This is a genomic window from Mucilaginibacter sp. 3215, assembly GCF_050433785.1.
GTDB lineage: Bacteria > Bacteroidota > Bacteroidia > Sphingobacteriales > Sphingobacteriaceae > Mucilaginibacter.
On the sequence record NZ_JBNPWO010000021.1, the window covers coordinates 42,305 to 64,903 of the forward strand.

16 protein-coding genes are annotated in these 22,599 nt (G+C 44.1%); 10 read left to right on the forward strand and 6 right to left on the reverse strand.

Annotation, left to right across the window (positions count from 1 at the left end; genetic code table 11):
• Positions 1-10 precede the first annotated feature (10 nt).
• The 5 genes from ABIC84_RS24000 to ABIC84_RS24020 all read right to left on the reverse strand — a co-directional run bounded on the left by ABIC84_RS24000 (position 11) and on the right by ABIC84_RS24020 (position 6,853).
• Complete coding sequence (locus ABIC84_RS24000; RefSeq protein ID WP_429265200.1) at positions 11-1,405, reverse strand: TolC family protein; 1,395 nt, start codon at positions 1,403-1,405, stop codon at positions 11-13.
• Positions 1,406-2,180: 775 nt separating this feature from the next.
• Positions 2,181-4,436 (reverse strand): response regulator, encoded by a 2,256-nt coding sequence (locus ABIC84_RS24005; protein WP_429265201.1) that lies wholly within the window; start codon positions 4,434-4,436, stop codon positions 2,181-2,183.
• Positions 4,437-4,460: 24 nt separating this feature from the next.
• Positions 4,461-5,057: an AhpC/TSA family protein gene (locus ABIC84_RS24010; RefSeq protein WP_429265202.1), complete on the reverse strand. Its 597-nt coding sequence runs from the start codon at positions 5,055-5,057 to the stop codon at positions 4,461-4,463.
• A 181-nt stretch (positions 5,058-5,238) separates the two neighbouring features.
• Positions 5,239-6,327, reverse strand: a complete 1,089-nt coding sequence (locus tag ABIC84_RS24015) for an acyltransferase family protein (protein WP_429265203.1) — start codon at positions 6,325-6,327, stop codon at positions 5,239-5,241.
• Between the two features lie 67 nt (positions 6,328-6,394).
• Positions 6,395-6,853, reverse strand: a complete 459-nt coding sequence (locus ABIC84_RS24020) for a DUF1569 domain-containing protein (protein ID WP_429265204.1) — start codon at positions 6,851-6,853, stop codon at positions 6,395-6,397.
• Positions 6,854-7,061: 208 nt separating this feature from the next.
• On the opposite strand from ABIC84_RS24020, the gene ABIC84_RS24025 reads away from it, so the two are divergent.
• The 5 genes from ABIC84_RS24025 to ABIC84_RS24045 all read left to right on the forward strand — a co-directional run bounded on the left by ABIC84_RS24025 (position 7,062) and on the right by ABIC84_RS24045 (position 11,399).
• On the forward strand, positions 7,062-7,514 hold the full coding sequence (locus ABIC84_RS24025; protein ID WP_426582317.1) for a carboxymuconolactone decarboxylase family protein: 453 nt from the start codon (positions 7,062-7,064) through the stop codon (positions 7,512-7,514).
• 34 nt (positions 7,515-7,548) lie between these two features.
• A complete protein-coding gene (locus tag ABIC84_RS24030; protein WP_426582319.1) occupies positions 7,549-7,893 on the forward strand; it encodes a YciI family protein in 345 nt (114 codons plus the stop codon).
• Between the two features lie 47 nt (positions 7,894-7,940).
• Positions 7,941-9,182, forward strand: coding sequence for an RNA polymerase sigma factor (locus tag ABIC84_RS24035; RefSeq protein ID WP_429265205.1), 1,242 nt, complete (start codon positions 7,941-7,943; stop codon positions 9,180-9,182).
• Between the two features lie 210 nt (positions 9,183-9,392).
• Positions 9,393-9,584, forward strand: a complete 192-nt coding sequence (locus ABIC84_RS24040) for a hypothetical protein (RefSeq protein WP_090531057.1) — start codon at positions 9,393-9,395, stop codon at positions 9,582-9,584.
• Between the two features lie 108 nt (positions 9,585-9,692).
• On the forward strand, positions 9,693-11,399 hold the full coding sequence (locus tag ABIC84_RS24045) for a sodium:solute symporter (RefSeq protein ID WP_429265206.1): 1,707 nt from the start codon (positions 9,693-9,695) through the stop codon (positions 11,397-11,399).
• A 100-nt stretch (positions 11,400-11,499) separates the two neighbouring features.
• Here ABIC84_RS24045 and ABIC84_RS24050 read toward each other — a convergent pair whose 3' ends face one another.
• The gene (locus ABIC84_RS24050) at positions 11,500-12,354 is read right to left on the reverse strand and encodes a DUF2911 domain-containing protein (RefSeq protein WP_429265207.1); all 855 of its coding nucleotides are present in this window, start codon (positions 12,352-12,354) and stop codon (positions 11,500-11,502) included.
• 165 nt (positions 12,355-12,519) lie between these two features.
• Between ABIC84_RS24050 and ABIC84_RS24055 the strand changes: the two genes are divergently transcribed.
• The 5 genes from ABIC84_RS24055 (at position 12,520) to ABIC84_RS24075 (ending at position 22,334) form a co-directional block, all read left to right on the forward strand.
• The gene (locus ABIC84_RS24055; protein ID WP_429265208.1) at positions 12,520-13,707 is read left to right on the forward strand and encodes a class I SAM-dependent rRNA methyltransferase; all 1,188 of its coding nucleotides are present in this window, start codon (positions 12,520-12,522) and stop codon (positions 13,705-13,707) included.
• A gap of 506 nt (positions 13,708-14,213) precedes the next feature.
• A complete protein-coding gene (locus ABIC84_RS24060; protein WP_429265209.1) occupies positions 14,214-17,387 on the forward strand; it encodes a SusC/RagA family TonB-linked outer membrane protein in 3,174 nt (1,057 codons plus the stop codon).
• 13 nt (positions 17,388-17,400) lie between these two features.
• On the forward strand, positions 17,401-19,311 hold the full coding sequence (locus tag ABIC84_RS24065; protein WP_429265210.1) for a RagB/SusD family nutrient uptake outer membrane protein: 1,911 nt from the start codon (positions 17,401-17,403) through the stop codon (positions 19,309-19,311).
• Between the two features lie 13 nt (positions 19,312-19,324).
• The gene (locus ABIC84_RS24070; protein ID WP_429265211.1) at positions 19,325-20,074 is read left to right on the forward strand and encodes a DUF3823 domain-containing protein; all 750 of its coding nucleotides are present in this window, start codon (positions 19,325-19,327) and stop codon (positions 20,072-20,074) included.
• A 73-nt stretch (positions 20,075-20,147) separates the two neighbouring features.
• Positions 20,148-22,334 carry a hypothetical protein gene (locus ABIC84_RS24075; RefSeq protein ID WP_429265212.1) on the forward strand — a complete coding sequence of 729 codons (2,187 nt, stop codon included), beginning with the start codon at positions 20,148-20,150 and terminating at the stop codon, positions 22,332-22,334.
• Positions 22,335-22,599 lie beyond the last annotated feature (265 nt).

Here is a 22,599-nt window from a genome sequence, read left to right on the forward strand (position 1 = left end):
CATAGCTAAATTATTTTAAAAGGTTTAATACAGTATTTACCTGGTTGCCGGTAACGGCCTGCTGGAACAGGGCATTTGAATAGGCATATTTGGCCTGTACATAGTCAGTTTCGGCGCGGTAAAGGATATTGAGCGCGGCGTTAAGCTCAATGATATCGGTTAGCCCATTTTTGTATAATGACAGCTTTTGCCGGTACCCGTCAGAAGCCGCTTTAAGCTGATTGGGGATCTCAACCAGGCGTTCGCGGGCGGTTTGCAGCTCGACGCCCGACCGGTTGGCATTGACGGCCAGCAGTTGTTTTTGCTCATCCAGCTTTTTCCGGGAGTAATCGGTATTGGCACGTTGTGTCCGTAATTTTAACTGGCGGCGACGGATATCAAACAGGTTATAGGAAACACCTATACCTACCAGGTAATTATTCCTGTCGAACCCCCATCCGCTGCTGAGGCTGTTAAAATGGTCGTTAGCATCAACACTTGATCCCCTGCCCCAAACGGCGCCTTCCAATAATATTTTAGGATTGTAGCTTTTTTTAATGAGTGTTTCGCGCTGCAAACTGTTTTGATATACCGATTTATAATAATTGATCAATGGATGATCGGTGGTGTCGATAACCAAAGGGTCGAGGCCGGTTACGGTATTGATAAGATTTGTTTCGGCAGCGGTATCGGGTACTATTGTCTGATAGGGTAAGCCGCTGACAGCCGAAAGCTGTAACTGTACCTGCTTCACCTGGTTGTTCAGTTCGATATAGTTCAAACGGGCTTTTGACAGTTCGGCTTCCGCAATGCTGGTATCAACGCCTGCCCTTACCCCACTTTTGGCGAGCGACTGTACCGACCGGCGGATCTCCTGGTTGCGTTTTATGTTCCGCGCCTGGATGGTGAGGAAGTTTTCCAGTTCCGTTAGTAGCAGGTAATTGCCAATGGCATAAGCCTGCAATTGATATTTGGAATCAGCAAACTGGTTTTGCTGTACCTGAATATCAGAGTTGGCTACTTTATTTTGAGCGCCATAGGCACCAAAATTGTAAATCTCCCAGTCGAGCGCGGCTACCCCAACGTTGGCTGATACGGTGGTGGTATTGCTTTCCGGCCGTACCCCCCTGGAGTTGGAAGGAATGATACCAAAGCCGAAGTATGGGCCTGCAACATTGTTATTGGTCCCATAATCTGCCTGGTAATTTAGTTTCAGGTTAGGGAGCCAGCTGCTCCTGGTTTCAGCGGCCTGGGCTTGCCTAACCGCTATAGCTGCTGAATCGGTTAGCAATGTGGGTGCGTTTCGGTTTACGCTATTGAGCAGCGTTTTTAAGCTAACCGGTATGTTACCTTGTTGCTGCGCATAAGTACAGGCTGTTATTAGCAGGCCTATAAACAGGCAGCAGAACTTCTTTGAAATTCGCATATCTTGATGTACGGAATATGCTTACCGGGAAATGCCCGCACACTGATCGCTACAGATCAGTAAGTACTGCAAAAAATGCCGGTAAACGATGGATAATTAATTGAAAAAATGATCGATGATGTATCTAAAGGCAGAGCGCCTTTAATCATTCAAATCAAATGCGAAAAGTGCAAAGGGAAAGATAGGAGTATCGATACCCGGGTATAATCCTGTAGTTTCGGATTAATTGCTTCGGATTTAATTCCCAAAGCTGCAACGCAAAAAACAGCAGGATAAAACTTCCTACAACAGTGCTGATCAAATCAGTAACAGACTTTTTCTCCTCAAGAGTTGATTTGTCCGGCCTTTGAACATAGCTTGGCTCGCTAAAGCTACTGTGCAGGTTCTCCATCTTTCGTTTAAAAACCGAATTGAATCCTGTTGAACGTGTACGGCCCGACTGCGTTAAGCGGGGAAGAAAAAAAACATGACTGCTCGCGATGACCAAATAAAAGGCCATTACCGATAATATCCGCAACGATCTTAAAAATTCAGTATTTCGCTTATTCAACATATTGCTTATGCTGTACAAAAATGAAAAAAATAACCTAATTGTTTTGCAAAAGTATTGTTGCATTTATATTCTGCATACCGGGATGAGAAAACTTCACTACTATTAAGTTGAAGCAGGCCTCCGCCAGGTAATTGTCTTGCCCTCCGGAGGTTCTAAGTAACGCTTTCTTTTATTAAACATGAGCGAACCAAGAACCAAATTAACAACAAGAGTGCGGTTGCATCAACCCTGACGAACTGCGGCTTTATTAACTAAAGTGTGCCATTTCGAAAGCTTATTCATCAGTTCATCAAGCTTTACAGGCTTGCTCAGGTAATCATTCATACCGGCCTGCAAACAATCCTGTTCATCGCCGGCCATGGCGTTGGCTGTTAATGCAATGATAACAGGCTGCTTAATGTTTTCTTTACGGATTACACGAGTAGCTTCAAGCCCATCCATAACAGGCATCTGCATATCCATTAAAATAAGCTCGTAATCGTTTTTGTACAGGGCCTCTATTGCTTCGAGCCCGTTTTGGGCCATACTTGGCTTATAGCCCATTTTATTTAAAATGTGTTTAATAACGTGCTGGTTAACCTCATTATCTTCGGCAATAAGGATATTGAAGGGATATTTATCACTAAAATCAACCGAAAGCTTGCTCTTAGTTTGTTTATCATCGTTTTGGACCGATTTATTCCTGAGCGCCATAAAAACCTGTTTGCCCAGCACCTGTTGTTTTATCGGCTTGCTCATAACAGAGGTAAACAGCATTCGCTGATCTTTTATAAACTCTTCGCCAACCGAGCTTAGCAGTATAATAGGAATGTGGCTGTACCCTTCCCTAATGATGCGGGCCAGCATAACCCCATCCATTACGGGCATGTTCATGTCGGTAATAACCAGGTCAATGTCTTTGTTTCTCTGCAGGATCACTAAAGCCTCGGCGGCAGACTCTGCCGGTACCGATTTAAGGTCCCAGTTTTCAAACTGGCGGTTTAAAATAGACAGGTTGGTATGGTTGTCATCAACTATAAGGATCTTTTTGCCGCGCAGTTCCTCAAGATCAAAACTGGCAGGCTGTCGGTGGGAGATCTCGCCGGGATAGGCGTTTATGGTAAAGAAAAACCTGGTACCGGCACCGGGCTTACTTTCAACACCTATACTGCCGCCCATTAGCGCAACAAGCTTTTGGCAAATAGCCAAACCTAAACCGGTGCCCCCGTATTTGCGTGTAGTAGATGAATCAACCTGCGAAAATGCCTTGAACAGCCGGTGCAGCTTATCATGCGGAATGCCTATGCCTGTATCCCAAACATCAAATCTTAATTTCAGCAAGCCATCAGATTGTTTGTCAACACAGCTAACCTTAATACCAACCTCACCTTTCTCCGTAAATTTTATGGCGTTGCTTACCAGGTTTATAAGTACTTGTTTAAGCCGCAGCGGATCGCCGATGATACCCGGCGATATATCTTCGGCAATTTCATAAACCAGGTCGAGCCCCAATTGTCCGCCTTTAATGGCAAACATATCCATCACATCTTCAATACATTGCCGCAGGTTAAAATCATCCTGTTCAAGATCAAGACTACCTGCTTCTATCTTTGAAAAATCAAGAATATTATTGATCACATGGATGAGCGTTTCGCCGCAGCTGATGATGGTTTCGTTAAACATACGCTGCTCATCGTTAAGCTCAGTTTCATTCAATAAAGCCGACATCCCGATAACCCCGTTCATAGGCGTACGGATTTCGTGGCTCATGGTAGCCAGGAAAATACTTTTTTCCTGGTTAGCCTGATCGGCCGCGAGGCGTGCTTTTTGAAGTTCCTGGTTGGAATAGTTTAGCTCCTGGTTTGCAGCTGCCAAAACCTCTTCATTATGTTTGCGTTCCAGCGATAACTGGGCTTCCCGCTGCAGATCGGCCATTTGCAGGGTTTGTACTATTCTTAGTTCGTTATACTTGCGCAACTGGTAGGCCCAAAGTCCGCATATGAACATAATAACCCCGGTAAGCAATACATGTATGATAAATGTTTGAAGATCAAAGTAATTGAGCTGGGTAAAAAATATGCCGCCATAACCAATATCCTGCAGATAGCTAAAAACAGCATGGTGTACAATAACAACTAAAAGCAATGGCAATTGTAGCCTCCAGTTTTGGTAGGTGATCAGCAGCGCACTCGAAATAAATGCAAAAAAGTGCATCTCAAACAAGCCATGCATCTGGTAAATATACTGGGCCATAAAAATACCTAATACAGCTGCCAGCACATATTGGTATAAGGAAGAGTTAGGCAGGGCTATTTTAGCAGTATAGTACGCCAGCAGGCACAGGCCGCCAACGCCAAAGGCAATAAGCCATGTATCATAAAAATAGGCCAATGCTAAACCAACTACAAAATGCACAGGCAGGAAATAATCCATCAACCTGTCTGAGCGGTCTTTGATCTCGGTTTGAAAATTAATGTTTTGAACTATGTCTGCGGTCACTATGATTGATATTTAGGGGTAATATTAATTATGACAGTCGGGCAGTCGACAGCCGTATGACGTTAATGCAAGTTTATTAAATGTTAGGCGTGTATTGTCGTTCAGTAAACCATTAATAGCTACTTTGGCGAAGCTTGTTTTTTCGTCGGTACAATAACGGCTTACGTTATAATTGCCGCGGTAATACAGCTTGCTGCCTGTATCAATAAGGGCAGCCTGGGGTGTTGAGTAAACCCCGCAGGCCTCAGCAACCGATGGATCAAATATAACAGGCAGTTTCATCTCAAACTTGTCCTGGATTTCGCTTTCGGTGAAGTGTTTATTGCTCATGATCACAATGGCAAAATTCACCTGGCTGCGATATTGCTGGGCAATAGCCTTAAACTGTTTGATATTAAATCTTGAACAGGGACAATCCGGATTAAAAAAGTGCAGAAACAGCGGCTTACTGCGATCCTGGTAGTACCTGGGATTGATGGATAGTACCGTACCCCGCTTTACCGCTTTATAGTTTTTCGGTACAGGAGTAGGCAACTGGTATTGCAGCTCATTATACCAAAATAAAGCGCCAACAGCGATTAAAAGTATCACAAGCCAACCAATAACTAACGTTTTTTTCATGTACCAAAGGTTGGCATACTTCAACAGAACAACTGGAAATCAGCACAAAACCAATTGTAAAAATAATTATTTTTAGTGTATAAAAAACACTTTTTCAGCATTTTAAACATACAGGTTTTAAATTTAACCGTTGGCTAAACCCTTCCTAATCTTTAATTAAGCTAACGAATAGCCATTCAGTTTATTTAACAGCCTGTTTTTTTCTTTTTTCGGTTAGGTAACGCCGTAATGGAACATCGTAACCTACCATAACCAGGTAAGCAAATGTTACCAGTACAATTAATCCACCTGTAATGATATATGTTAGATGAACGGCATCGGGTTTGTTAGCTGTGTTGTAATTGGCAAACATCCATATTACAGCGTAATGGGTCATGTACAGCGGATAAGAGATATTACCGGAAAATACACAGATTTTTTTCAAACCTGGATGGAGTTGAGCGCCGGCCCCTAAAGCAATTAATAAAGGGAAGTAAATGATCACTACCAGGGGTTCAGTTAACCAGTTCCAGGTTGAAAACGGCATCAGGAAGGCCAGAGATAATAAAATTGAAAGCCCAATAAAGCCAAGTTTGTTTTTTATAATAAGGTTGTAGCGATAAATCGACAACCCGGCGGTGAATGAAAAGGCTATCCGTGCCCCGCCGTCCCAAAAGCTATGACCATCCCAGCCGCCCATTAAATTGCCCGAGTGGCAGGCTACATAGCAAATAGCCGCTCCCGATAGCATGACAAGTACGATCAGATAACGCCGGGGCAGGCGGCAAAGCACAAAAGCATAAACAATATTAGCCACATATTCCCAAAATAGCGACCATGCGGGCGCATTAAAGCTAAACAGGTTAAAATATCGCACGGACATGGCCGGGTACGGGATCAGCAATATCGAGCAAAGAAATATCAGCAGCATTCTGCTAAGGCCATATAATTGAGGGTGGGCGCCAAAGGGATCAAATAAAAAGCCCAGCAGTCCAAGTACGGATCCTAAAACAACCAACGGGTGCAGCCTGATCAACCTCGATTTGAAAAATTCCTTTATACCCATTTTGCCCATCCTGTCGTCATAAGCATAGCCAATTACGAAACCCGACAGGCAAAAGAAAAAATCGACCGCCAGGAAACCATGACCTATAAAATCCTTACTGTAATCGGAGTAAGCCACCTCCATAAAATGGAAAGTAACAACCGCTATAGCTGCTATGCCGCGCATGCCATCAAGAATTTCAAAATGCTGTTTGGTTTTAAGGATGGCGGGGTTTAGTTTTTCCATGCGCTATATCGATTTATCTGGTATGCCGGTAAAGAAAGGAAAATTTAGCCGTATGTTCAAACTGCGCTTAACAGCCAAACTGGATAAGGTGGTGGTCAATATGTTTATAGAACATATTGTTCCATTCGGTAATAGTTAAAGAGCCAAACGAATGCGACTTGCGGCCATCAAAAGCTTTTTCGCCCAGTTGTTGTGTTTTTTGGATGTAGGCTATCAATCTGTCTTTTTCGGTTTTGAAATCCCTTTCGCCGGTAATGAGAAATGCGGGCGCGGTAGGATTGTTGTGTTCATATGGGGTTTCACTCACCACCTTGTTTTTAACCAGCATTTTCAGGATCAACTTTATGAACGCGCCGGGTTTGGGGTGCTTATCTTCATACACCATTTCATACGTTACACAGCAGTGCGCCAACATTTGTGCAACGTTCATTTTACCCCATCCCGGTGAGGTATGAGGCGTAAGCTTGTTGATCCGGCTAATTACATCATCAGCTACCTGTACAGTGAAAATATTGGGTAAGGCCATGAGGGGAAGATAGGTATTTTTATGTAGAGACGTATTACATGTATATGTAGTTAAACTGGAAAATCTGCAAAGCAGGAGATAATGCCCCCTGACAGAAATTCCCGAATTGAATTCCGACCGTAAAAAAAATAAAAAATATTTTTTTCGTTTTGTCCAATCTGCTAAGCACGGTTGTCATTGGGTTTTAACAACATAAATTTAAAACAAAATGGAACAGAGAATCAACATGTGGGAAAAAGGACAAAATGCCTTAAAACCATTATTCGGTATTAATACCTATCTAAAAAAATCGCCCCTTGAGTTATCCCTTCGTGAGCTGGTAAATTTCAGGGTATCGCAGATCAATAAATGCGCTTATTGTCTTGACATGCACTATAAAGATGCACGTGCCAAAGGCGAGACCGAACAACGTTTATATGGCCTGAGCGCCTGGGAAGAATCACCTTATTATACCGATCGTGAAAGGGCCGCCTTCGCCTGGGCCGAAGCCGTTACCGCCTGCCATGTAACCGACGAAGTATACAACATAGCCAAGGCGCAGTTTACTGATGAAGAACTGATAGACCTTACGCTATCCGTTACCACTATTAACACCTGGAACCGCATCAATCTATCGTTCCCAAATACCCCGGGTACATACCAGGTTGGCCAGTTTGCATAAACAACTTATATTAACGCCATTAAAACATAGCCTTATGAATGAGTTTTTGTTAGTGATCCACAGGGATCTGAAAAGTAAAGATGCCAGTCCTTCGCCTGAGCAAATGCAGGCAGCGATAAAACCTTTCCAGGATTGGATAGGAGGCATCGCTGCCCAAAACAAACTGGTTGGCACTCCCAAACGCTGGGATGGCGATGGCCGTACAATTAAGCAAAACACCGTGATCAATGGCCCCTATGCCGAAATTAAGGAATCGATAGGCGGCATGTTCATAATCAGGGCCGAAGATTATGACGAGGCAGTGGAAATTGCCAAAGGCTGCCCGATATTGCAATGGGGAGCCACCGTTGAAGTACGAATGGCTGTGCCTGCCGTATAAAATAAAAATGCCTTTGTACTTTTGCAAAGGCATTTTTATTTTAACCTATGCAAGCCCAAGAACTTTTACCTCACCTGTTCCGCACCGAGTACCGGAAAATTGCAGCAGTGCTTTGCCGCCTTTTTGGTATTGAACATATTGAAATTGCCGAAGATATTGTAAGCGATACCTTCCTTTCAGCCACAGAAAATTGGAGCATGAAAGGCTTACCCGATAACCCGACGGCATGGCTTTATACCGTTGCAAAAAATAAAACCAAAAATTACCTGAAACGGGACACGATTTTTAAGCAAAAGCTTTTGCCCGAAATAAAATATACGACCGACAGTAGTGGCGAAATAGAGATCGACCTGTCTGCCAAAAACATAGCTGATAGCCAGTTGGCCATGATCTTTACGGTTTGCAACCCGGTTATTTCGGCCGAGTCGCAGGTGGCGCTTGCCCTTAACCTGCTTTGCGGTTTTGGTATACAGGAAATTACCGATGCTTTTTTAGCAAACAAGGAGGTGATATACAAACGGATAAACCGCGCAAAGGAAAAACTGAAGGAGGCGGGAATCCGGATTCAGCAGCCAAGCCTGAGCGAGATCGGCAGCCGGCTGGAAACTGTTTTAACAACCATTTACCTGCTGTTTTCTGAGGGTTATTACTCAACCTCCCAAAACGTCACCCTTCGCCGTGATCTTTGTACTGAAGCTATGCGGCTTAATTACCTGCTTATTGAAAATCCGGCCACCAATACTCCTGCCGTAAATGCACTTTTTGCGCTGATGTGTTTCCACGCGTCGCGGTTTGAGGCCCGCGCCAATGATCATGGTGAAATGATCCTCTATGAGGATCAGGATGAATTACTTTGGGACAGGGACCTGATCAATAAAGGCATTTACTACCTGAACCAGGCCTCAAGCGGAACTTCAATAACTAAATATCACCTTGAGGCCGGCATAGCTTACTGGCATACCATTAAGGAGGATGCTGCCGAAAAATGGGAAAATATATTACAACTGTACAATAGCCTCCTCATCTTGGAGTATTCGCCCATCGCCGCGCTGAACCGGACATTTGCCCTTGCCAAAGCCAATGGAAAACCGGCTGCAATAGCCGAAGCCGAAAAACTGAACCTGAGCAATAACCACTTTTATTATTCGCTGCTGGGCAACCTGTATACCGGCATAGATAATCAAAAAGCCTTACGGCATTACGAAACTGCTATGAATCTGGCTACTTCTGCAAATGATAAGGCAACTATGGCGGGAAATATTGAGCGGTTAAAAAACTTGCAGGAATAGCCTTTTTACAATAGTTGAAAGGCTATTGGTTCATGCATACCGCAAAGCTATTGGCATATTTACAACGATAGTGAATTTAAAGCCGACCGGACACCGAATGGATAATTGGTGTCATTTATGAACTTTTAAACCGCACAATCCTTTTACAAAACAAACTTTGGTAAAATTCAATTAATCACCTATTTTTGCTGCAATCATATACATAACATCATGGGACACCATAAAGAAGAAAAAGAAAACTTTGATTACATATACTATTTGGTAGGATTAATCTCTGGCTTATTTGTAGGCGGTATTATTGAAAAAGGCTTTACCTGGATTTTTGTAGGTGGTGTTTTAGGCTTGTTAACTGCTGCTGCATATATCGCCGTGTTAGTTCGTGGCCGTAATGAAGAGGCCTGATCCTGACCTCCCTTTATTTATAAAAAATTGGAACCAGTTTTACGGCATTGTTGCCGCATGGCTGGTTTTTTTAGTTTTAGTATTCTGGCTCATTACCAAATTCTTTGAATGAGTTTAACCGACTGGATTGTTTTAGGCCTTACCATATTTTCTATAGTGCTTTATGGCATATGGAAAAGCGGCAATAATAAAAATATCGACCAGTTTTTGATGGGCAGCCGTTCATTACCCTGGTACCATGTGGGCTTATCGGTAATGGCTACCCAGGCAAGTGCCATTACCTTTCTTTCGGCGCCGGGCCAGGCTTACTCAGACGGAATGCGTTTTGTGCAGTTCTACTTCGGGCTGCCCCTGGCCATGATCGTACTTTGTATCACCTTTGTCCCCATTTTCCATCGCCTTAAGGTTTATACTGCTTACGAATTTCTGGAACAGCGTTTTGACCTGAAAACCCGGGCGCTTACATCGTTCCTCTTCCTGGTACAGCGCGGCCTTTCAACCGGCATTACCATTTATGCACCGTCTATCATCCTCTCAACCATATTAAATATTAATACGGTTTACACTACACTGTTTATAGGCGGGCTGGTAATTGTTTATACCGTTTATGGCGGCAGTAAGGCTGTGTCATATACCCAGCTATTACAAATGAGCATTATTTTTACGGGGATGTTTTTGGCAGGAGTACTGGTTGTTTACCTGTTACCCGGCAATGTAAGTTTCATGAGCTCGCTCAAAATGGCTGGTAAAATGGGCCGCATGAACGTGATAGACTGGAAATTCGACCCTAATAACCGTTATACAGTTTGGAGCGGATTGATTGGGGGCTTCTTTTTACAGCTTTCCTATTTTGGTACAGATCAAAGCCAGGTTGGCCGTTATTTGACAGGCAGCTCGGTAGGGCAAAGCCGCCTCGGGCTAATCATGAATGGCCTGATCAAGATCCCGATGCAATTCCTGATCCTGCTGATAGGGGTGCTGGTTTTTGCGTTTTACCAGTTTAACCGCCCGCCCATGTTTTTTAACCAGTACGAGGTTAAACAAATTCAAAAAAGCGTTTACGCTGCGGAATATGACCATCTCAATCAGCAATATGGCCGGGCCTTTGAGCAAAAAAAGATCAAGGCTAATGAGTTGATAAAAGCCATCGACAGTAAAAATGAAGGTCGGATCAGTCACGCCAAAGATCAATTAAAGGTGGCCGATACAAGGGCTCATCTCATCAGGCAAAACGCCATTGAACTGATGAAAAAAAACAACCCTAAGGCCGACGATAACGATACCAACTATGTATTCCTTACCTTTGTTACCCAGTATCTACCCAAAGGCTTGATAGGATTACTGATAGCCATTATTTTTCTGGCCTCCATGGGCTCAACCGCAAGTGCTTTAAATTCATTAGCATCAACCAGTGTGGTTGATATTTACAAACGCATTGTTAATCCCAACGCTACAGATCAGAATTATTTAAATGCATCGCGCCTGGCAACCGTGTTCTGGGGCTTGGTTTGCATTGGGATGGCCCTTTACGCCAGCCGCATAGGTAATCTGTTAGAAGCCGTAAATCAATTGGGCTCTTATATTTACGGAACCATCCTTGGAGTGTTCATAGTGGCCTTCTATCTTAAAAAAATAAAAGGAACCGCAGTATTTATAGCAGCTGTTATAACGGAGGCTATTATTTGTATCCTTGGCTATTTTGACGTAATCGCTTATTTGTGGCTCAATGCTATCGGTGCTATTTTACTGATTGTGATTGCGTGGTTGATCAGTAAAGCCCCCTCTAAATCTCCCCCGGTTTGGGAGACTTTCTGAATATTATCAATTCATAAAAGAAAATCGCCATTTCCTATAAAAAACAGCGATTTTCTTTTTAAAGCCCTCCCTTCCGGGGAGGGTTGGGTGGGGCTTAGGGCTATTGCTTAGCCTGATCCAGTGCTTCCTGGTTTAAACGGGCGTATTCTTCATCTTTATCAGCTTTGGCTAAAGCGATACCGGCTTCTGCAGCTGCTATAGCACCGGCTTTGTCGCCTTTGCGTAGCAATAAACGCGATTCCCAAAGTTTATACCACGGACCTTTAGGCTCAATTTTTTCGGCTTCGTAAACCCAGCCAAGGGCTTTATCAACGTCTTTATGGTTTTCGTAGTAGTATTGTATGGCGTTGAAGTAATATGGCTTGCGGTCGCCTTTCATTAGCTCATCAATATTGGCTGTGATCTTGGCGTCGTCGTCAGTTTCCATGTGGATATATGCCGCGGTTTTGTCCCAAACCAAAACAAGGTCAGTTGATTTGGTAGTTGTATTAACAAAAGCCATAGTAAACGTTTCGCGTTTTTCGCTCACGCGGATGGGTTTTACAGTAAAACGCAGAAAATCCTGGTCTTGCTTGTAGCTGTAAGCGCCCCATTGTTTTACCACTTTATTAAGAATGATGGTCCACTCGCCTTTATTGGGGATGCTGAACAGGGAATAAGTGCCCGCAGGCACAGGGTTACCCTCAATAACAACTTTTTCGGTAAAAGTGATGGTTGTTGCCGCGTTGGCGCCTGTACGCCAAACTTCGCCGTAAGGGATAATGCCCCCGAATATTTTGCGGTCTTTAACATTTGGACGGGAATAAGTGATGGTTATTTTCCCTAATCCGAAATCCTGGATGATGGTTTGAGTTGAGCTGGCCTCAGGTATGCGAGGTATCTGAGCGTATGACTTTGAGCTAAAACAACAGCACGCTATCAGCATACTGAACAGGAGTACGTAGGTTTTTTTCATGATTATAGTTTTCGAATCTAAGATACCAAATGTTTTAATGCGGATATTATTGTGTATGACCTAAAAATATTTTCAAGGTTTAGAAGCCTTAATACAAATACGTAATAAATGAAGGCCGCGTTACTGCAAAGTTAAAATTACCGGCGCTTTATTACCTTTGCACCCATGATTGACGTTATATTAAAGAAAGGCAAAGAAAAAGCTGTTTTGCAAAGGCACCCCTGGGTATTTTCAGGAGCGATTGAAAAAGTAAAGGGCAAGCCTGCCAATGGCGACGTTGTTCGCCTGATGAACACACAAGGCGAATTTATGGCCTATGGCTTTTATAACGATCAATCGCGGGTTACTTTGCGTTTACTGGAGTGGAATAAGGATGTGCAGGTTAATGAAGCCTGGTTTCGTGAAAAAGTAGCCACTGCTGTTAAAAGCAGGGATAGCATCTTAGCTAATGGCACCAATACCTGTAGATTGATCTTCAGTGAGTCAGACTATTTACCTGGCCTTATTGTCGATAAATATGCCGGGCATCTGGCAGTACAGGTGCTTACTTCGGGTATTCAAAATGTAATGCCTATCGTTATTGATGAGTTAACCAAGTTGCTTAATCCCGAAAGTATTTCAGATAAAAGCGATAATGCTTCCCGTGCTCATGAAGGCCTGGCCGAAGCAGAAAATAAAGTACTTGCGGGTAGTCCGCCACCCGAACTGGTAGAGGTTTTAGAAAATAACGTGGTTTATGGCATCAATATCACCGAAGGCCAAAAATCCGGCTTTTATTGTGATCAGCGGGATAACCGCCATGTATTGGCCATGCATGCAAAAGATAAAAAAGTACTGGATTGCTTTTGCTATACCGGTGGCTTTACATTAAACAGTCTTAAAGAAGGCGCGACATCAGTAACCAGCGTGGATAGCTCAGCACTGGCTATTGAAACTTTGGCCGAAAATATCAGGCTAAATAAACTGGATGCAACCAAACATAGAGCCATTAAATCCGACGTGAATGTGCAGTTACGCAAATTCAGGGATGAGGGCGAGAAGTTTGATGTAATCGTACTTGATCCGCCAAAATACGCACCCTCACGCTCGGCACTTACCCGGGCTTCACGTGCTTATAAAGATTTGAACCGTTTGGGTATGCTGTTACTTAATGAAGGTGGCTTGCTGGCTACCTATTCCTGCTCAGGTGCCATGGATATGGAAACCTTTAAACAGGTAATTGCCTGGGCGGCGCTTGATGCAGGGAAACAGGTACAGTTTATTTACCAATTCCACCAGCCGGAAGACCACCCGGTACGCGCTTCTTTCCCCGAAGGTGAGTATTTGAAAGGTTTGCTTTGCCGGGTGTTTTAGTCGCCCCATCCCCCCAAATGGGGTACGTTAGTCGAAGGCCTGTTTTGCTATGCAAAACAGGCCTTCGACGTTAACACTGTCGCAGGTTTTTAAGTGTGAATAATAAACCATGTCATTGCGAAGCGCGGAACAGGAAATGAGCGGGGGGCGCGACGTGACAATCGCATGCTATACAAAACGGCCATGCTCCCATGCGATTGCCTCGTTCCTCGCAATGACATGTTTTTATGCGCTTCGTCAAGAGCGAACACAAGGCATGCTATCGCTAAACCCGCTCCATTTTTTTAAATTATACCTCCATTCGCTTAAAAAAAGGGTTAATTTCTGTCCGGTTAATAAAATTTTAGCCGAGTTAACCCCTTTTTTAACCCTTGTTTTAATACCACCCGCTATATCATTGCTGTGCCAAATGGAAAGCATGATACGTACTGAACGGGTTTAACCATCCCTGTTTAATGTTTTTGTTTTCCCCGCGGCAAGAGTTATAAACCCATTAACCAATATTTATGTACGAAAATTTTACCAATTATGATGGGTGCCATCGCATCCGTTATCGTGCTAAAATTAAAGGAGTATTACAGTGCTGCATTGCCGCTCTTTTGTTTTTAGCTATGTGTACTTCGGCTTTTGCTCAGGGCAGCAAAATTACCGGGGTAGTAAATGATGAGCATGGGCAGCCCCTGCCCGGCGTAAGCGTTAAGCTGAAAGGAACGCCTAATGGTACCACTACCAACGTAAACGGCCAGTTCAATATCAATGCTGAGCCAAGCCAAACGCTGGTATTTAGCTTTTTAGGATACACCCCACTGGAAATTGCCGTAGGTAATCAAAAAAGCATTACCGTAAAACTGTTACCCAATGCCACCAACATGAACGAAGTGGTTGTAGTAGGTTACGGTACCCAGCGTAAAGCAACAGTGACCGGGTCAGTTGCATCGGTTACCAACAGCGAGATCGTGACTACCAAAAACGAGAACGTGCTGAACATGCTTGCGGGTAAAGTGGCAGGTGTACGGATTACCCAAAATACGGCTGAGCCGGGCTCATTCAGCAACGCGTTTGATATCCGTGGTTTTGGTAACCCGCTGGTTGTTATTGACGGGATCCCCCGCGATAATATTACCCGTCTTGACCCAAACGATATCGAAAGTGTTTCGGTATTGAAGGATGCATCGGCCGCTATCTATGGTGTGCGTGCTGCAAACGGCGTGGTTATCGTAACTACCAAAAAAGGTAAAAAAGGCGCAGTTGACCTTAATTATTCAGGTACCTATGGCTGGCAGATCCCATCCTACATGCCAAAACCCGTTGGTGCTGTTGACTTCATGACCCTGGTTAACGAGCAACTGCTGCATAACGTTAACGGCGGGCAGGTGAAATATACCGATGCTGATTTTGCTGCTTACAAAAACGGTTCAAAAACCAGCACCGATTGGTATAGCCCTGTTTTCGCTAATAGTGCTCCCCAGCAACAGCATAACCTGAATGCAACAGGCGGTACCGATAACAGCAGCTATTTTGTGAGTATGGGTATTACCGATCAGGACGGCTTTTTCAAAAGCGGCGACCTGAACTACAAGAAATATAATCTCCGCTCAAACCTCACCACCAAAATCAATAAAAATCTTACCATTGATGTAAACCTGAGCGGTACGCTTGAACAAAAAAATCAACCTTACCAGGATGCATGGTGGATCATACGCTCCTTTTGGAGGCAAGTACCTACTCAAAGCATTTACGCCAATAATAACCCGGCCTACCTGAACAATGGAGAAGTTGATGGTTCAAACCCTGTTGCAATGGCCGATGCCAATGTTGATGGTTACAAACAAATTGCCAATAAATGGTTACAGTCTTCGGTATCTGCAACGTACAACGTTCCGTTTGTGCCAGGTTTAAGTGCAAAAGGCTTGTATAATTATGATTATTATTTTTCAAGCAACAAGCTCTATCAGCGTTCATACAACCAGTATAACTATGATGCTAATAGCAATACCTACGCGCCTATAGCTAACCAAACCCCGGGTTCACTCACCCGCCAGTTTTATGAAAAACCGAGCAGCTTAATGCAGCTTTCATTAAACTATGCTAAGCAGTTTAAAGGAGGGCATAATGTTACGGCCTTAGCGCTTTATGAAGAAAGCGAGCGAAAAGGCGATAACTTTAACGCACAGCGCCAGCTTTCATTACCGGTTGATCAGCTATCGGCAGGTAACGCTTTAAACCAAACAGCTACGGTTGACGGCGGCTGGCCTTATGATTTTGTGACCAAATCATTTGTTGGTCGTGTAAATTACGATTACAAATCAAAGTACCTGGTTGAGTTTAGCTTCAGGGATGATGCCAACTCTAAAAACTCGCCGCTTAAACGTTGGGGCTTCTTCCCGGGTGCGTCTGCAGGCTGGAGGATTTCACAGGAAGGGTTCTGGAAAAATGCTAAAGCCCTTTCATTTATTGACGACCTGAAGATCCGTCTATCATACGCTAAACTGGGTGATGATGACAAACTTGACGCTTATCAGTATCTTACTGGTTATAATTATCCTGCTTCCGGCGATAACAACAAGGTACCTCCGGGGTCGGTATTTGACGGCACTTTTGTTAACGGCGCGCAAAGTCGTGGTATTGCCAACCCGTATATTTTTTGGTTTGTTGCTAAAACCTACAACGCCGGTATCGATCTGCAGGCCTGGAATGGTTTGTTAGGTTTAACTGTTGACGCCTTTAGGCGCGACAGGAGCGGTTTGCTTGATACCCGTGCCGATAACCTGCCGGGTGTAGTAGGTGCAGGTTTACCACAGGAAAATCTTAATAGCGACCGCGCGCAGGGTTTTGATATTGAGATAAACCATCGTTACCACATAGGCAGCTTTAACTATTTTGTTAAAGGTACATTCGGCTATACCCGTACCCAATGGATCAGCAAGGTTCACTCTGCTTACGGTAACTCACAGCTTAATTGGCATAATAACAACGACAACCGTTACAACAACATATTCTGGGGTTTTGGTGCCGATGGCCAGTTCCAAAACTATCAGCAAATCTTGACCAGCCCGCAGTTTGTATCACGTAACGCAGTAGTTGGTGATTACATTTTGCAGGATTGGAACGGTGACGGCGTAATTAACGATCAGGACGTACACCCAATAGCACAAAACGTGAGTAACAATAACTACAGCGTACCTTCAACCACATTTGGTTTAACACTGGGCGGTTCATACAAAGGTTTTGACATCAATACCGTATGGCAGGGAGCTGCAGGTATTAACGTATCCTACATCGAACAGTTGAATATCCCGCTGTGGGGTGGTGGTAGTGCACTATCTATGTTTATGGACAGGTATCACCCAACCGATCCTAAAGCCGACCCTTATAATCCCAACACCGTATGGACTCCAGGTACATTCGCACTTACCGGTACAACAGCTAACACCAACTCGCTGTCAAATATCCACAGCGCGGCTTATGTAAGGTTGAAATCTGCTGAGATTGGCTACAGCATTCCTGCCGGAGCAGCTAAAAAGGCTGGTATTAAAGGTGCAAGGATCTTTGTGAACGGGTACAACATATTAACCATTACAGGTTTGAAATATCTTGACCCTGAACACCCATCGGCCAACTACGGCTATTTATACCCCTTAAATAAAGTTTATTCAATCGGTGTAAATGTTAAACTATAATCCATTACAGATCATGAAAAAATACACATATACAATATTGGCTTTTTTACTTTGCTGGACAACGGCGTGTAAAAAGCTGGATACCCTGCCCCCAAGTATTGTTAAAGACGATGACGTTTTTGCGACAGCCGCGGGAATTCAGGCCTACATGTCAAGGCTGTACAGCGAATTACCTATCGAAGATTTCAGGTATTCGCCCGAAAGAGGTTTAAATATGTTCTGGATCATTGCACCAACAAGCGCCACTACCGGTGAGGCCCTAAGTCGTGACCAGAACGGATCAATGCAGGAGAACACAGGTCTTTCAACCTGGGGCGATTGCTATAGGGTTATCAGGGATGCTAACTATTTTGCTGAAACCTTGCCTAAATATGCAAGCAACTTTACCAGCGACCAGGTAAATAACTGGTTAGGCGAAGCAAGGTTTGTTCGCGCGGCCACTTACTTTGCTTTAGTTAAACGTTACGGCGGCGTACCGCTGGTTGATAAGGTGCTTAACTATCCTGGGCAAAGTATTGAGGAACTGAAAATACCCCGTTCATCTGAAGAAAAGATCTATGATTTTATCGGTACCGATCTGGATTATGCCTACACTAACCTTCCTGAAACTAACCAGGCAGGCAGGGCCAGCAAATATGCAGCTGCAGGTTTCAAGTCAAGGGCAATGCTTTATGCCGGTACAGTAGCTAAATACAACCAGATCACATTGGTTGATGGCAGCGGCAACAGGCTTTGTGGTATCCCGGTTGCAAAGGCGGTTACTTATTTTAAAGCAGCTTATGATGCCGCGGCACTGCTTGACGGCAAATACAGCTTGTACAAAAAAGCATGGGCTGCGGGCGATAAAAACGCGCAGTACCTAAACTACGTGAATATGTTTTTTGATGCATCAAGCCCTGAAAACATATTTGTACGCCAGTATCACTACCCTGAATCGGTACATGGATATGATGCTTATAATGTGCCACGCCAGTTAATGGGCGCTAACGGTTACTCATCTGAAGTTAACCCTACGCTTGATTTTGTGGAGCTGTTTGACGGCTTCCCTAAAAATGCTGACGGTACTATTAAAACCACAACCGGTGGCAAATACGATCTGTACACCAACACCATGGATATATTTGCCAATGCCGAACCAAGGCTAAGGGCAACCGTAGTTTTGCCGGGGGATGTGATGAAAGGTGTAAGCATCGAGATCCGCAGGGGCATTTATACCGGTTCTTCAGTTGGTGGAATCAATCCGCTGTTGCCTGCAGGTTCAACTGCTCATTATCCTACTGATAACATTGTTCAATCAGCAAACGCAAGCCAAACGCCATATAAATTACCCAATGGCACAACTATGAACCCTGCCGGTTTAAGCGGTTATTTTACAGGCGATGGTACCAATTCTGTTTCCGGGTTCTCTATCCGTAAATACATCGTACCGGATAAGCCAACATCTGAAGTATTGGAAAACCGTTCTGATCAAACCTGGATTGAGTTGCGTTACGCGGAAGTATTGCTTAACCGTGCCGAGGCTGCTGTAGAGTTAAACGCATTAGGTCAATCTGATAAAAGCTATCTACAGGATGCCTTTACGCAGATTAACGCTATCCGTGAACGTGGTGGTGCCGACCTGTTAACCGGTACAGCCAATTTAACTATCGACGTAGTGCGCAAAGAACGCAAAAAAGAGCTTGGGTTTGAAAACAAACAATACTGGGATATGCGCCGCTGGAGAGTTGCCGATAAAGAGCAAAACAGCACCATTTACCGTACGCTGATGCCTTTCTATTCGGCCAATGACGGCAAGTACTTTTTTGATGCCCGTTTAGATGAGCGTAACTCAAGGTACACATTTGATGTGCGCTGGTACTACGAGCAGATCCCGCAGGACGAGATCCAGAAAAGCCAGAATTTAATTCAAAATCCGGGTTATTAATTTTAAGAGAGAGATGAAAAAACTATTTTATAGCATAGCATTAAGTGTATTGGTTGCCGCAGGCAGCTCATGCAAAAAAGTTGATAATTATGCCGCTCCCAATGTTACCTTAAAAGGCACCGTAACGGATGCAGGTACAGGCAAAAGCCTGCAAACAGAACAAGGTTCAGGCACCCGCATCAAATTATTGGAGATAAGCTGGAGCTCAAACCCTACTCCGTTTTATGTATCCTCATTCCAGGATGGTACTTACCAAAACACCAAACTGTTTGCAGGCAAAAACGTAATTTCGGCAGAGGGTGCTTTTGTACCATTGGTACAGGTTGACGATGCCGGCAAAACCATTGTTGATAAAAGTCAGACAGTTGACGTAAAAGACATAACTACCGTAAATTTTTCGGTTGAGCCATTTTTACGGATAGAGTGGGTTGGTGATCCGGTTTTGAATGCTGATGGCACCATAACTACCAGCTTTAAAGTTACCCGGGGTACTGCCGATCCTAATTTTCAGCAAAACGTGAGCGATGTGGCTGTATTTGTTAATTCAAACAACTACGTAGGCAATAATAACTACGATAACCGCTACACACCTAAGCTGAGCGGTAATGATGCAAATAACTCGGTTGGTAAAACTCTTAGTCTTACCACGCTTGGTGGCGCATTGCCGGGTAAAAGGAGCTATTTTATCCGCGTAGGTGCAAGGGTTTCCTATGGCCTTAATTATTATAACTATACCGACGTTAAAGAGGTAAAGGTTCCGTAAAAACAAATAATACCTGTGTGAGGGAGGGGCCGTGGGAGTGGTTCCTTCCAACACAGTTTTATAAAATATAACTATGAAGAATACGCTGCTTTTTTGTTGCGGACTTGCCCTCGCTGCCGGCGCCTATGCGCAGGATGCTAACCCCAAACCGGCTTCCCTGAAAGAGAAAACGGCTTTCCAAACCAGCAGTCCCTGGAGGCCCGAAATTGATGTGCGATCAGATATTGCCATTGTTTACGGCACTAATGATCATCCTAATATGACCTTTGAGCAACGCGTTAAATCATGGCGCGACCGTGGCTATGACGTAAATTTCATGACCGGTATTGCCTGGGGCGACTACAAAGATTACTTTTTGGGTAAATGGGATGGTAAAAACCACCTTGGCGTAGGGCAGGTAACCCAAAGAGGCGATACAATTTTCCACGGGAAGGATATGCCTTATGTTGTGCCCGATGATTCGTTTATCGAATACATGAAAACTGCCGTCGTCAAACGGGTAATAGACGTAGGGATCACCAACATTTTTTTAGAAGAACCTGAGTTTTGGGCCCGCGCAGGTTATAGCGCCGGCTTTAAAAACCAATGGCAAAAATATTACGGCTTCCCATGGAAACCACAGGATGCATCTCCTGAAAATACTTACTTATCCAACAAGCTAAAATATAACCTGTACTATGAAACCATCAAACGGGTATCATCATACGCCAAGGAGTATGGCAAAAGCAAAGGGATGAACATTAAGGTGTTTATTGCTACACACTCGCTGGTAAATTATTCGTCATGGCAAATCGTTAGTCCAGAGGCAAGTCTGGCATCACTACCGGGTATTGATGGTTACATCGCCCAGGTTTGGACGGGCACCTCGCGCGAGCCTACTTACTTTAACGGCTTAGAAAAGGAGCGTGTATTTGAAAATGCTTTCCTTGAATATGGTTCGGTAGTATCCATGACCGCGCCAACCGGCCGTAAGGTGTTTTTCCTCACCGACCCTATTGAAGATCGTGTGCATGACTGGAGCGATTACAAACGCAACTACCAGGCTACTTTTACCGCCAAACTGTTGTACCCGATGGTTGCCGATTACGAGGTAATGCCATGGCCAGAAAGGATCTATACGCACCCGTACCCTGTATTGGGCACCAATGAAAAAACGCTGATCCCGCAATTTTACTCCACCCAGATGCAGATCATGGTGAATGCGCTGAATGATATGCCTGTTTCAACCAACAAAGTATCTGGTGTTAATGGAATCGGCGTGCTGATGAGCAACACACTAATGTTCCAGCGTTTTCCTACGCATAACGGCTTTGAAGATCCGCAGTTCTCTAACTTCTATGGTCAAACGCTGCCACTGGTAAAGCGCGGCGTTCCGGTACAAACCGTACACATGGAAAACCTGGGTTATGCGGCATCGCTTAAGGATATCAAAGTTTTGGTGATGAGCTACTCCAACATGAAACCCGTATCGGCCGAAGTTCATGAGCATTTGGCCGAATGGGTTAAAAACGGCGGTGTACTGATCTACGCCGGTCGTGATGATGATCCCTATCAATCGGTAATGGAATGGTGGAATACCAAAGGCAATAATTTTAAAGCCCCATCACAGCACCTGTTTAAACTACTGGGTGTGAACCCAGCCGGCGATAACCAGCGTTTTGCTGTTGGTAAAGGTGCGGTTTATGTGTTACGGCAAAATCCTAAAGAGTATGTAATGCAGCCTGATAATGATGATAACTTTATCAAAACTGTAAAGCAGGCTTATGAAAAAGATGCCGATGGCGGTAAGCTGAAATTTAAAAATAGCATGTACCTGGAGCGCGGCCCGTATGACGTTATTTCGGTAATGGACGAAAATGCTGATAGCAAACCATACGTGGTAAAAGGCCCGATTATCGATTTGTTCGATCCGCAATTGCCGGTACTCGCCGAAAAAACGATCAACCCCAATGAGCAGGCCTTGTTATACGTAGTTAAACGTGTTGCGGATAAGAAACAGCCAAAAGTATTGGCATCGGCCTCAAGGATTTATGATGAAGCTATAACAGAAAACAGCTACAGTTTTGTAGCCAAAAGCCCGATTAATACATTAAACAGCGCCCGGATCTTATTGCCGGCGCAACCGAAAGAAACAGTAGTTACCGATAATACAGGAAAAACCATTGCTGATGTAAAATCCTCGTGGGATAAATCATCAAAAACCCTGTACCTGGGCTTTGCCAACAGTCCCGATGGTATTAAGGTGAGCATTAAATGGTAAAAGAGTCTTTTGAGAGAGAGTTGATTTATGCTTCCGTACGTGAAATTTCACGTGCGGAAGTTTTTTTGAAAAGAGATTCCGTAATTCGCTCAAAAAATTTGTCCTTGTATTGATAACGGCTATTCGGAAGATTTTTTAATTCCCTCCCTTGGGAGGGGTGCGGTGGAAAGTGTTGTGGCGGGGAGGGGTTTGTAGGCTTTGCTAATGAATATGCATGGTGATTAACCCCTCCCTACACCCTCCCGAGGGAGGGAATCGCGCGATC

What these genes read in the sequence shown, in the direction of transcription:
- ABIC84_RS24000 (WP_429265200.1), bottom strand. Translation starts at nt 1,405, where the DNA reads ATGCGAATTTCAAAGAAGTTCTGCTGCCTGTTTATAGGCCTGCTAATA.
- ABIC84_RS24010 (WP_429265202.1), bottom strand. Translation starts at nt 5,057, where the DNA reads ATGAAAAAAACGTTAGTTATTGGTTGGCTTGTGATACTTTTAATCGCT.
- ABIC84_RS24015 (WP_429265203.1), bottom strand. Translation starts at nt 6,327, where the DNA reads ATGGAAAAACTAAACCCCGCCATCCTTAAAACCAAACAGCATTTTGAA.
- ABIC84_RS24020 (WP_429265204.1), bottom strand. Translation starts at nt 6,853, where the DNA reads ATGGCCTTACCCAATATTTTCACTGTACAGGTAGCTGATGATGTAATT.
- ABIC84_RS24025 (WP_426582317.1), top strand. Translation starts at nt 7,062, where the DNA reads ATGGAACAGAGAATCAACATGTGGGAAAAAGGACAAAATGCCTTAAAA.
- ABIC84_RS24030 (WP_426582319.1), top strand. Translation starts at nt 7,549, where the DNA reads ATGAATGAGTTTTTGTTAGTGATCCACAGGGATCTGAAAAGTAAAGAT.
- ABIC84_RS24035 (WP_429265205.1), top strand. Translation starts at nt 7,941, where the DNA reads ATGCAAGCCCAAGAACTTTTACCTCACCTGTTCCGCACCGAGTACCGG.
- ABIC84_RS24040 (WP_090531057.1), top strand. Translation starts at nt 9,393, where the DNA reads ATGGGACACCATAAAGAAGAAAAAGAAAACTTTGATTACATATACTAT.
- ABIC84_RS24045 (WP_429265206.1), top strand. Translation starts at nt 9,693, where the DNA reads ATGAGTTTAACCGACTGGATTGTTTTAGGCCTTACCATATTTTCTATA.
- ABIC84_RS24050 (WP_429265207.1), bottom strand. Translation starts at nt 12,354, where the DNA reads ATGAAAAAAACCTACGTACTCCTGTTCAGTATGCTGATAGCGTGCTGT.
- ABIC84_RS24055 (WP_429265208.1), top strand. Translation starts at nt 12,520, where the DNA reads ATGATTGACGTTATATTAAAGAAAGGCAAAGAAAAAGCTGTTTTGCAA.
- ABIC84_RS24060 (WP_429265209.1), top strand. Translation starts at nt 14,214, where the DNA reads ATGTACGAAAATTTTACCAATTATGATGGGTGCCATCGCATCCGTTAT.
- ABIC84_RS24065 (WP_429265210.1), top strand. Translation starts at nt 17,401, where the DNA reads ATGAAAAAATACACATATACAATATTGGCTTTTTTACTTTGCTGGACA.
- ABIC84_RS24070 (WP_429265211.1), top strand. Translation starts at nt 19,325, where the DNA reads ATGAAAAAACTATTTTATAGCATAGCATTAAGTGTATTGGTTGCCGCA.
- ABIC84_RS24075 (WP_429265212.1), top strand. Translation starts at nt 20,148, where the DNA reads ATGAAGAATACGCTGCTTTTTTGTTGCGGACTTGCCCTCGCTGCCGGC.